The following is a 10,520-nucleotide window of genomic DNA, read 5'->3' on the forward strand; positions in this document are numbered from 1 at the left end:
TAGCCTAATTCTCGCGGAGGACTGCGAGTGCGTGTTGGAGATCGCTCGGATAGTCGGAGGTGAAACTCACCCACTCGCCTGTGGAGGGATGGTTGAACGCCAACTGCACGGCGTGAAGCCACTGCCGGGTGAGGCCGAGCCGCGCGGACAGCGTCGGGTCGGCCCCGTACATGGCGTCACCGACGCACGGATGCCTCTGCGCCGCCATGTGGACGCGGATCTGGTGCGTCCTGCCCGTCTCGAGGTGGATCTCGAGCAGGCTCGCCGCGGGGAACGCCTCGATCGTCTCGTAGTGGGTGACCGACGGCTTGCCGTCGGCGATGACGGCGAACTTCCAGTCGGATCGCGGATGGCGACCGATCGGCGCGTCGATGGTTCCTGTGAGCGGGTCAGGATGCCCCTGGACGACGGCGTGGTAGATCTTCTCGACTTCTCGGTCGTGGAACGCACGCTTGAGCGCGGTGTACGCGCGTTCCGACTTCGCCACGACCATGAGACCGCTGGTGCCCGCGTCGAGCCGGTGAACGATTCCGGCTCGCTCGGCAGCTCCGGAGGTGGAGATGCGGAAGCCCGCCGCCGCCAGCGCGCCCAGGACGGTCGGCCCGGTCCAGCCGACGGACGGATGCGCGGCGACCCCGACCGGCTTGTCGATCACGACGATGTCGTCGTCGTCGTAGACCACCGTGAGCTCAGGTACCGCGATCGGCACGATGACCGCTTCGCTGCGCGGCTCCCAGACGACCTCGAGCCAACTGCCGGCGCGCAGCCGGTCGGATTTGCCGACGACCGCGCCGTCGAGGGTGACTCCCCCGGCCTCGGCCACCTCGGCGGCGAAGGTGCGTGAGAAGCCGAGCAGTTTGGCGATGCCGGCGTCGACGCGGCTGCCGGCCAGGCCGTCGGGCAACGGGAGGCTTCGTGACTCCATTGCGCGGCCTACGCTGCGTCGGAGCGCGACTCCGGCCTGAGCGGCGTTTCGCCGTCGGGGCTGCCGGAGGCGGACGTGCCGGATGCCGGGCTGCCGCCGTCTCCCGCTCCCCCGGCCTCAGCCGAGGTGCTCTCGTCGCCGTCGAGCGCGGATCCCGTTCCGGACCCGCCGTCGTGGTGGCGCGATCCGTCGAGTCCGACACCGCGAATCGTGAGGATGATGAACAGGACCATGCTCGAGACGATCGCGACATCGGCCATGTTGAAGATCGCGGGAAGAAGCGGGATCTGGATGAAGTCGACCACGTGGCCGACGCCGAAGCCCGGTTCGCGCAGCAGTCGGTCGGTCAGGTTGCCGAGGAGACCGCCCAGAAGGAGACCGAACAGGACAGCCCAGGCCACGGACTTGATCTTGGGTGCGTACCAGATCACGAAGATCAGCACGCCGACACCGACGATCGAGAAGATCCAGGTGGACCCGCTCCCGATGGAGAAGGCCGCACCCGAATTCTTCACGAAACGGAACTGAAGCAATTGGCCCAGGACCTGGACCTGCTCGTCCTCGACGAGGTTCTTGACGACGAGGAACTTCGTGATCTGGTCGATCGCGTACACGCAGAGTGCGACGATGGCCAGAACGACGAGCGCCCGAACGCTGACCTTCGCCCTGGCGCTAGCCTCCAAAGCCCTGGAACGTCGGCGGCTGCGGAGCCGACTCCTGCGAGCCCTCGTTCGCGGCCGGGAGCGCCGGCGCCGGAGCAGAGGCTACGACGGGAACCTGACCGGAGGCCGGCGACTGGCTTGCCTGCGCCGGCGCTGCATAGCTGCCGGTGCCCGAGACGCTGGACGTCTCGAGGTCGCGAAGCTGGCTCTCGATGTAGCTCCTGAGCTGCTGACGATATTCGCGCTCGAACGTGCGGAGCTCGTCGATGCGGTGCTCGAGCAGCGCACGCTCCTGGTCGAGCTGGCTGATCTGGGCACGCTGCTTCGACTCGGCCTCGGCGACGACCCGTGCCGCGGTGGCATGGCCCTCCGCGATGAGCGCGTCGCGCTTCTCGATGCCCTCGCGCACGTGCTCCTCGTGGAGGCGGCGCGCGAGCTGGAGCAGGTTGTTCGTGCTCGACGGGTCGACCGCGTTCGCGTCGACCGGAGTCGGTGCGGCGTAGGCGGCTGCGACCGGAGTTGCTGCAGCGGCGACGACCGGAGCGGCAACGGTGGCCGGCTGCTCGGGTGCCGCAGGGGCGGCCTGGGCGGCCTGTGCGCCGCTGCGCTGGAGTTCGGCGATGCGCGAGTCGCTCGCCACGAGTCGCTGCTTCAGCTCCTCGTTCTCCTGGTTGAGCCGACGAAGCTCTACGACCACCTCGTCGAGAAAGTCGTCGACCTCGTCCTGGTCATAGCCCTCACGGAACTTCGTCGGTTGGAAACGCTTGTTGACTACATCTTCCGGAGTCAGCGCCATGTCAAGCCACCTTAGATCTTGAAATGCGAACAGAAATCGTGTTCAGCCAACGCTAGCAAAGTCGAACCGGGGTCCGCACGCCGCACGACACGCCAGCGTCGGCTTCGCCTAACACTACAGCCCGGTCCCGCGCGCAACGACGAGCGACCTGAGCGAAATGCCGAGCGACCTCAGCGGAAGAGCACCGTCACGTACAAACCCACGATGACGACCAGCATCGTGAGGCTCCAGCCGAAGTCGATCGCCACCGGCCCCATCGACAACGGCGGGATCAGTTTGCGGAAGAACTTGATCGGCGGGTCGGTCGCCACGTACATGGACTCGGCGAGCACGAGGCCGAAGCCGTGCGGACGCCACGATCTGCTGAAGGCGCGCACCAGGTCGACCACGAACCGCGCCCAGAGGAGGAAGAAATAGAGCAGCAGCAGATAGTAGACGATGGTCGCGAGGATGGAGACGACGGAGGACACGAGTTAAGTATGCGGAAGCACGCGCGATGCCCGGTCATCGACCGGGCTGCGTGAGATCGCTCCGCTCAACCCTGCGCGAAGAAGGAGGCTTCGACCTCGGCGTCCTGGCCGCCGTGCTCGCCCGAGACGACGACGTGCGATGGCGAGAGCAGGAACACCTTCGCGGTGACCCGCTCGATCTTGCCGTAGAGGCCCTGCGACAGGCCGCTGGCGAAGTCGATGAGGCGACGCGCGTCGCCTTCGCTCATCTGGGACAGGTTGATGATGACGGGGATGCCCTCGCGGAAGGACTCGGCGATGACCTGTGCATCGCGGTACTGGCGGGGGTGGACCGTGAGGATCTCGTTCATTTCTTGGACCGTCGCATTCCGTGCGGAGTTCGACTTGCGCAGCGGCGTGACCGGTGCGCGACCGGGCGCAGGGGCGACCGGAGCGGGGTGGGGAACGGGTGCGACGGGAGACTGGTGCGCCTGAGGCTGGTGCTGCTGCACCGGCTGCTCGTCGTATTCGAGCTCTTCGTCGGCCAGGCCGAGGTAGACCATCGTCTTCTTCAGCGGGTTGGTCATCGCATCCTCCGTGTAAACCTTCGCGCGTGTGAACCGGGTCGATACGTCGCCGCACCGAACGGAACCTTCTCTTCGAGATTAACCGTGCTCCGGCCGTTTCCCGGTAATGGCCGTACCAATTCGAAGGTGTGTCGCTCCTTCGGCGATGGCGGCCGCGTAGTCCTGGCTCATCCCCGCCGAGATCGCGGTCGCGCTCGGCGCCAGGCGCCGCACCCGCTCGGATGCGCTCCGCACTCGCGCGAACGCAGCGCGCGGGTCCTCGTCGATGGGCGCCACCGCCATCACTCCGAGCAGCCGGAGCCCTGGCGTCTCGAGCACGTGCTCGACGAGGTGTTCGAGCTCACCGTCAGCGATCCCACCCCGTGCCGGGTCCGATGTCAGGTTCAGCTGCACGAAGCAGTCGACCGTGGACTCGTCGGAGCGGAGCGCGTCGACCAGCGCCCTCCGGTCGATCGAGTGGATGACCTGTGCGTACGACCGGACCTGCCGCGCCTTCTTGCTCTGCAGCTGGCCGACGAAATGCCACGTGAGCGCGAGGTCGGAGAGTTCGGCGGCCTTCGCGCTCGCCTCCTGGTGCCGGTTCTCCCCCACATCCGTCACGCCCAGAACCGCCAGCTCGCGCACCAGCGACGCGGGATGGAACTTGGTCACGACGATGGTGGTGAGCTCCTCCGGGTCCCGCCCGGCAGCGCGTGCAGCATCCGCGATGCCCCGGCGGGCGAACGCGAGACGCTCCGCGAGACCGCTACTTGAGGAAGTCGGGGATGTCGAGGTCGTCATTCTCGTCGTCGAAGGCGGGGTCGATGGGGGCGGCGTCTCCGACGGGGCTCTCGGCTGCGGACCACGCAGTCGCCGGGGCGGGGATGTCCTCGGGGTCGAGCGCCTGCGTGTCGGGGAGTTCCGCGCCGGAAGTTCCAGACGCGACGAACGTCGTGCGTCGCGCATCCACGGCGGAGTGACCGCCGGGCTCACCACCGTCGAAGCCCGCGGCGATGACGGTCACGCGGACCTCGTCGCCGAGGGTGTCGTCGATGACGGCACCGAAGATGATGTTCGCCTCGGGGTGCACTGCCTCCTGCACCAGCCTGGCGGCGTCGTTGATCTCGAAGATGCCGAGGTTCGAGCCACCCTGGATGGAGAGCAGCACGCCGTGGGCTCCGTCGATGCTCGCCTCGAGCAGTGGGGATGCGACGGCGAGCTCGGCGGCTTTGATGGCACGATCGGCACCGCGCGATGAACCGATGCCCATCAGGGCGGAGCCGGCGCCCTGCATGACCGACTTGACGTCGGCGAAGTCGAGGTTGATGAGTCCCGGGGTGGTGATGAGGTCGGTGATCCCCTGGACACCGGCGAGGAGCACCTGGTCGGCGGTGGAGAACGCCTCGAGCATGCTGATGCCGCGGTCGCTGATCTCGAGGAGGCGGTCGTTCGGAACGACGATGAGGGTGTCGACCTCTTCTTTCAGACGGACGACGCCCGCCTCGGCCTGCTCGGAACGCCGCTTGCCCTCGAAGCCGAACGGCTTGGTGACGACACCGATGGTGAGAGCGCCGATCGACTTCGCGATCCGCGCGACGACGGGTGCGCCGCCCGTACCGGTTCCGCCACCCTCGCCGGCTGTCACGAAGACCATGTCGGCGCCCGCGAGCGCCTCTTCGATCTCTTCTGCGTGGTCTTCTGCAGCGCGACGGCCGACCTCGGGGTCTGCGCCGGCGCCAAGACCGCGAGTGATCTCGCGGCCGACATCGAGTTTGACGTCGGCGTCGCTCATCAGGAGCGCCTGGGCGTCCGTATTGATGGCGATGAACTCGACGCCGCGAAGCCCGAGTTCGATCATCCGGTTGACGGCGTTAACGCCGCCACCGCCAATGCCGACGACCTTGATCACGGCGAGGTAGTTCTGGTTTGATGTCACGTCCGGCCTCCGCTGGGAACCTTCAACCTCAAGTCGAGGCTTAAAGTTATGCTCAGTATGCAATTCCTGATTCGACGTTAGGTGTCGCCTGCCCGCGCCCCGGTAGGCGACCCGCGTGTCGCAAAAGTCCAGTGTGCACTGGGCGCCTGATCACTTCCTGACGACGCTGTGCGGAGAGGACACGTCGAACACGCTGCCCGACGTCCCACCAGCCGACTTCATGATCGCAGCGAGATCAGCAGCTTTCAGCTCCGACTGGTCGGGGCTTCCCCAGACGACCTTCGCACCACTGCCGAGAAGCGTGAACGTCACATCGTCCCTCGTGGCCGCAGTGACGGTGTCCACCGTGCTGAGCACATTCGCCGGGAGCGCCTGCAGGACCGCGACGGCCGCGTCGAAACCGCTCTGCGCATCCGAGCTGCCCGCGGGGCCCGACGCGTGGATGATCGGAAAGCCGGCCGGACGCGAGGCGGACTGGCTGATCGTCACTTTCGCAGCGTCGACCAACCGGAACGTCGTGCCGTCGGTGATGATGCCGACCGGGACGCGCTCGACGATCCTCACGACGAGGGTGCTCGGTGGATGGCTCTCGGTGCTGAAGCTTCGGATCAGCGGGAAGGCGGCCAGATCCGCGCGGATCGCAGTGAAGTCGACCAACGGCAGCGGTCGCCCGAGCTGGTCCTTCAATGCGGCGCTCACCGCCGAAGCCTTGATCCGGCTGGTGCCCTGCACGTCGATCGTACGCAGCGCCATCAGCGGGGAGAAGGCGGTGAGCGTGACGGCGACCACGAGGAACACAGCGGTGCCGGCCGCGCTGATCCACATCATCCGCCGCCGCCGCGACCGCTTCGTGAAGCGGCGGACCTCGCCGCGTTCCACGCGCGAGCGATCCTTGCGGGCCCGGCGCAGCGCGCTGCGGACCTCCCGGTTCGACGGGGCGCCGTCACTCGATTTCGCGTCGCGCCGAGGGGGTTCTGCGGGTGCGGCGGACGTCGCGGACTCGGACGCCGTGGACTCGGACTTCGGTGCCGTCGGCGGCGGCGACGAAGAATCACGCGACGACCCTTTCGGGCCGACCAGCGAAATCGGCTCGGTGATGGTCCGGTCATCCGCCGCCGAGCGAAGCTGCGGCGAGTTCGACTGCGGCGTCGCCTTCGGCGGACGCGACGGCGTGGACGACCGCGCAGGCGCCGTGCGCGAAGGAACGGCCGGCGGCTGCGGTGGCCGGTCGAAACCCTGAGGACGCTTCATGCCGGTCGTAGCGTCAGCCGCGGACGCGCTGCAGCGAGTCGAGCAGCTGCGGGACGATGCGATACACGTCCCCGCAGCCGAGGGTGATCACGAAATCCCCGTCTCGTGCGATCTCGGCGGTGTGGTCGGCGGCGGCCTGCCAGTCGGCGATGAACGCGACGTGCTCCGGATGCTCGAACCGCTCGGACACCAGGGCGCCGGTCACGCCCGGCTCCGGATCTTCACGAGCGCCGTAGACGTCGAGCACCACCGTCTCGTCCGCGTACTTCTCGAGGGTCGCTGCGAACTCCTTCGCGAACAGACGCGTGCGGCTGTACAGGTGAGGCTGGTGCACCGCGATGATGCGACCGTCTCCGACCACCGTGCGGGCGGCGGACAGCGCGGCGGCGACCTCCGTCGGGTGATGGGCGTAATCGTCGTACACGCTGACTCCCCCGACGGTCCCGTGCAATTCGAAGCGGCGCTCGGTGCCTCCGAACGTCGCGATCGCGGCGAGCGAGGATTCAGGGTCGAACCCGAGGCCGACCAGGACGGCGAACGCGCCGGCCGCGTTGATCGCGTTGTGGCGCCCGGGATCCGCAGCCGGGCACTGTACTCGGAGCCCGCGAAGCTGAGAGAGAAGGCGACTGGACCGTCGGTGACGATCGAGTGGACCCGCACATCCGCATCCGCTGCCTCACCGAACGTGATGATGCGCTTGTCCGTCAGCCTCGACGTGACATGGACCGCTCCCGGGTCGTCCGAGGACACGACGACGAATTCGCTCGAGGCCTGGGCGAAGGTGACGAACGCCTGCTCGAATGCTTCGAGCGAGCCGTAGTGGTCGAGATGGTCGGGGTCGACGTTGGTGATCAGCGCCACCGCCGTCTCGTAGAGCAGGAAGCTGCCGTCGGACTCGTCGGCCTCGACGACGAACAGTTCGCCGTCCCCGGTCGCCGAACTGACGCCGAGCGACTCGATGACGCCGCCGTTGACGAAGCTCGGGTCCTCGCCGATACCGAGCAGACCGGTGATGATCATGCCGGTCGACGTGGTCTTGCCGTGCGCGCCGGCAACCGCGATGAGGCGCTTGTGGTGGATCAGCCAGGCGAGAGCCTGCGACCGGTGCAGCACCGGCAGGCCCTTCTCCCTGGCGAGGACGTATTCCGGGTTATCCAGCCAGAGCGCCCCTGTGACGACCAGCGTGTCGGCGTCACCGACGTTCGCGGCGTCATGGCCGATCGTGATGGTCGCACCGAGGTCGCGAAGCGCGTGCACATTAGACGAATCGCGCACGTCTGAGCCCGTCACCGTGTAACCCGCTTCGAGGAACAGGCGGGCGATGCCGCTCATCCCCGATCCGCCGATCCCTACGAAATGCAGAGAGCCGAGGTCGTCGGGGATGGTCATGGTCAGGTCGGGCTTGATCACGTGTACTGCTTTCCTTCTCGGTTCACTTCTCGGTTCGACCGGCCGCTCACGCGGCACCCTCCAGTATGACGCTACGCTCTCGCGAGCGAAGTGTGGATGAGCGACACCATGCGGTCCGAACCGTCCCGCACTCCGACGCTCGCCGCCCGCTCCCCCATCGCCGCCACCCTGTCGCGGTCGAGCAACAGCGGGATGAGCCGGTCGTCGACCCATTCCGGTAGGAACCGGGCGTCGTCGACGAGTATTCCGCCGTCCGCTCCGACCACGCCTGCGGCGTTGAAGCGCTGCTCGCCGTTGCCCACCGGGAACGGCACGTAGACGGCGGGGATGCCGAGAGCGGCGAATTCGCACACCGTCGCCGCACCGGCACGCGCGACCGCGACATCGGCGATCGCGAGTGCCAGGTCCATGCGGTCGCAGTAGTCGAGGAGGCGGTAGTGCTCGATGCCGGGATCGGTCAGCTCGCCGCGACCCCCCTGGATGTGGAGCACCTGGTAGCCGGCGGCGATCACCTGTGCGGCCCGATCGAAGACGGTCTGATTGATGCGCCGCGCGCCCAGCGATCCCCCGGTCACCAGCAGGGTGGGACGATCGGCGTCGAGCCCGAACTCCGCCGCGGCCGCGGGCCGGGATGCTGTGCGGTCGAGTTCCTCGATCTCCACTCGAAGCGGCATCCCCACGAACCGGGCGTGCGGCAGGCGCGTGCCCTCGAACGCCACACCGACGAACGGGGTGTAGCGCGCCCCGAGGCGATTGGCGAGCCCCGGCCGGGCGTTCGCCTCGTGCAGGACCTGCGGGATCCGTGCCTTACGAGCCGCCGAATATGCCGGCGCAGCCGCATACCCCCCGAAGCCGACGACGACGTCGATCCCGCGCTCCTGGAGGAGCGCTACGACACGAGAGATCGAGCGGCGGTATTCCGCAGGGAATCGAGCCGCGGCCGCATTCGGGCGACGCGGGAACGGCAGCCGAGGGATGGTCGCCAGCTCGTAGCCCCGATCGGGCACCAGACGCGCCTCCAGGCCCTCCGCGGTTCCGAGGACGAGGACGTTCGCTGCGGGGTCGTCGCGGCGGAGCCGGTCGGCGACGGCGAGCAAGGGGTTGACGTGTCCGGCGGTGCCCCCGCCGGCGAGCAGGTAGTTCGTCATGCGCGCGATGAGATCCCACGTGCTGCGCGTTCGTTCTCGCGGCTGGTCTCCCGGGCGAATGACAGGACGATACCTATTGCGATCATGGAACTGATCATTGCAGTTCCACCTGCGGAGATCAGGGGAAGCGGCACTCCGAGGACAGGGATGACCCCGAGCACGACGCCGATGTTCACGAACGCCTGGGCGATCAGCCACACGAGGATGGCGGCGGTCGTGATCTTCGCGAACGGGTCGCTGCTGGCGTGGATGATGCGCAGGAACGTGATCGCCAGCAGCACGAACAGGACGAGCACGACGATGGCGCCGATCAGACCCAGCTCCTCGCCGATGATCGCGAAGATGAAGTCGGTGTCGGCTGCCGGGAGCCAGGACCATTTGGAATGCGAGTTGCCGAGGCCGACCCCAAAGACGCCACCGGAGGCCAGCGCGTAGAAGCCGTTGTTGATCTGCCAGGTGACATCCGGGTTGGCCGCACTGTGACCACCGAAGAATGCCATGATGCGCCCGACCCGGCTCTTGCTCGAGAAGGCGATCAGCAAGGCGAGCCCCGAGATCACCAGGCTGCCGACAGCCAGGTGCCGGATCTTGACACCTGCGAAGAACAGGGCGCCGAGGACGATCCCGGCCATGATCACGGTCGTTCCGAGGTCGCCGCCCATGATGACCAGGAGGATCGCTCCGCCCGCCACCGGAACCACCGGGATGAGAAGGTGCTTCCAGTTGTCGAGCAGGTCGCGTTTGCGCGCCAGAACGACGCCGAGCCAGACGACGAGCGCCACCTTGATCGCTTCGGATGGCTGACCGGCGAACCCGCCGATCCGCAGCCAGTTGCGGTTGCCCCCGATCTCGACGCCGAGCGGGGTGACGAGCACCAGCAGTTGAAGTAGGCAGGCGAGACCGAGGAACACCCAGACCGTCTTCTTCCAGAACGCGGTCGGGAGTCGCGACACCAGCAGCATGAGCGGCAGGCCGACCAGGGCATAGATCCCCTGTGACCAGAAACGGGAGAAGAAGTTGTCGGTGTCGGTGTGCGACTCGACGGAGGACGACGAGAGCACCATCACCAACCCGAACACGACCATGAACAGCGTGATCCCGAGCAGCATGAAGTAGTTCGCGGATTCGGCCTGGAAGACCCGGCCGAGCGAGATGCGCGCGGCGGTGCCCGGAGCCTGCTCCCGCTCGGCGCCCCGTCCGGCGCCCTGCTCGTGCGCAGTCTGCCGTGGGACCGGCCGGCCGATGCCGCCCACCCGGGGAGCGCGCACGCTGCGGGGCGGATTCGTCATCCGGTCACCTGCTTTCTGGCGGACGTGAACTGTCTCAAGGCGGTCGCCTCCCAACCGGAAGACTAAAGGCACCGGCACCGCATCTCGT

Annotated in this window: 11 protein-coding genes and 1 pseudogene; 1 reads left to right on the plus strand and 11 read right to left on the minus strand. The window is 67.5% G+C overall.

What is annotated here, in order from left to right:
• Positions 1-4: 4 nt before the first annotated feature.
• The 8 genes from AAYO93_RS10035 to AAYO93_RS10070 form a co-directional block, all read right to left on the minus strand.
• The gene (locus AAYO93_RS10035; RefSeq protein WP_345761043.1) at positions 5-925 is read right to left on the minus strand and encodes an RluA family pseudouridine synthase; all 921 of its coding nucleotides are present in this window, start codon (positions 923-925) and stop codon (positions 5-7) included.
• A gap of 8 nt (positions 926-933) precedes the next feature.
• Positions 934-1,608, minus strand: a complete 675-nt coding sequence (gene lspA / locus AAYO93_RS10040) for a signal peptidase II (RefSeq protein WP_345761044.1) — start codon at positions 1,606-1,608, stop codon at positions 934-936.
• The gene (locus AAYO93_RS10045; RefSeq protein WP_345761045.1) at positions 1,598-2,383 is read right to left on the minus strand and encodes a DivIVA domain-containing protein; all 786 of its coding nucleotides are present in this window, start codon (positions 2,381-2,383) and stop codon (positions 1,598-1,600) included. Before AAYO93_RS10045 ends, lspA begins: the two co-directional genes overlap by 11 nt.
• A 170-nt stretch (positions 2,384-2,553) precedes the next feature.
• A complete protein-coding gene (locus AAYO93_RS10050; RefSeq protein WP_345761046.1) occupies positions 2,554-2,853 on the minus strand; it encodes a YggT family protein in 300 nt (99 codons plus the stop codon).
• Positions 2,854-2,918: 65 nt separating this feature from the next.
• A complete protein-coding gene (locus tag AAYO93_RS10055; protein ID WP_345761047.1) occupies positions 2,919-3,419 on the minus strand; it encodes a cell division protein SepF in 501 nt (166 codons plus the stop codon).
• Between the two features lie 78 nt (positions 3,420-3,497).
• Positions 3,498-4,199 carry a YggS family pyridoxal phosphate-dependent enzyme gene (locus AAYO93_RS10060; RefSeq protein WP_345761048.1) on the minus strand — a complete coding sequence of 234 codons (702 nt, stop codon included), beginning with the start codon at positions 4,197-4,199 and terminating at the stop codon, positions 3,498-3,500.
• On the minus strand, positions 4,165-5,334 hold the full coding sequence (ftsZ, locus tag AAYO93_RS10065) for a cell division protein FtsZ (protein ID WP_345761049.1): 1,170 nt from the start codon (positions 5,332-5,334) through the stop codon (positions 4,165-4,167). Before ftsZ ends, AAYO93_RS10060 begins: the two co-directional genes overlap by 35 nt.
• A gap of 150 nt (positions 5,335-5,484) precedes the next feature.
• Positions 5,485-6,213 carry an FtsQ-type POTRA domain-containing protein gene (locus tag AAYO93_RS10070; protein ID WP_345761050.1) on the minus strand — a complete coding sequence of 243 codons (729 nt, stop codon included), beginning with the start codon at positions 6,211-6,213 and terminating at the stop codon, positions 5,485-5,487.
• Positions 6,214-6,343: 130 nt separating this feature from the next.
• Here AAYO93_RS10070 and AAYO93_RS10075 point away from each other — a divergent pair, with 130 nt between their 5' ends.
• Positions 6,344-6,574, plus strand: coding sequence for a hypothetical protein (locus AAYO93_RS10075; protein ID WP_345761051.1), 231 nt, complete (start codon positions 6,344-6,346; stop codon positions 6,572-6,574).
• 24 nt (positions 6,575-6,598) lie between these two features.
• Here AAYO93_RS10075 and murC read toward each other — a convergent pair.
• The 3 genes and pseudogenes from murC to ftsW all read right to left on the minus strand — a co-directional run bounded on the left by murC (position 6,599) and on the right by ftsW (position 10,432).
• A pseudogene (murC, locus tag AAYO93_RS10080) lies at positions 6,599-7,995 on the minus strand (UDP-N-acetylmuramate--L-alanine ligase).
• Positions 7,996-8,066: 71 nt separating this feature from the next.
• Positions 8,067-9,143: a UDP-N-acetylglucosamine--N-acetylmuramyl-(pentapeptide) pyrophosphoryl-undecaprenol N-acetylglucosamine transferase gene (locus tag AAYO93_RS10085; RefSeq protein WP_345761052.1), complete on the minus strand. Its 1,077-nt coding sequence runs from the start codon at positions 9,141-9,143 to the stop codon at positions 8,067-8,069.
• Entirely contained in the window at positions 9,140-10,432 is a 1,293-nt protein-coding gene (ftsW, locus tag AAYO93_RS10090; protein WP_345761053.1) for a putative lipid II flippase FtsW, read from the minus strand. The genes AAYO93_RS10085 and ftsW overlap by 4 nt, the downstream gene beginning before the upstream one ends.
• Positions 10,433-10,520: the final 88 nt, after the last annotated feature.

Origin of the sequence: Diaminobutyricibacter sp. McL0608 (assembly GCF_039613825.1) — a bacterium.
Classification (GTDB): Bacteria; Actinomycetota; Actinomycetes; order Actinomycetales; family Microbacteriaceae; genus Diaminobutyricibacter.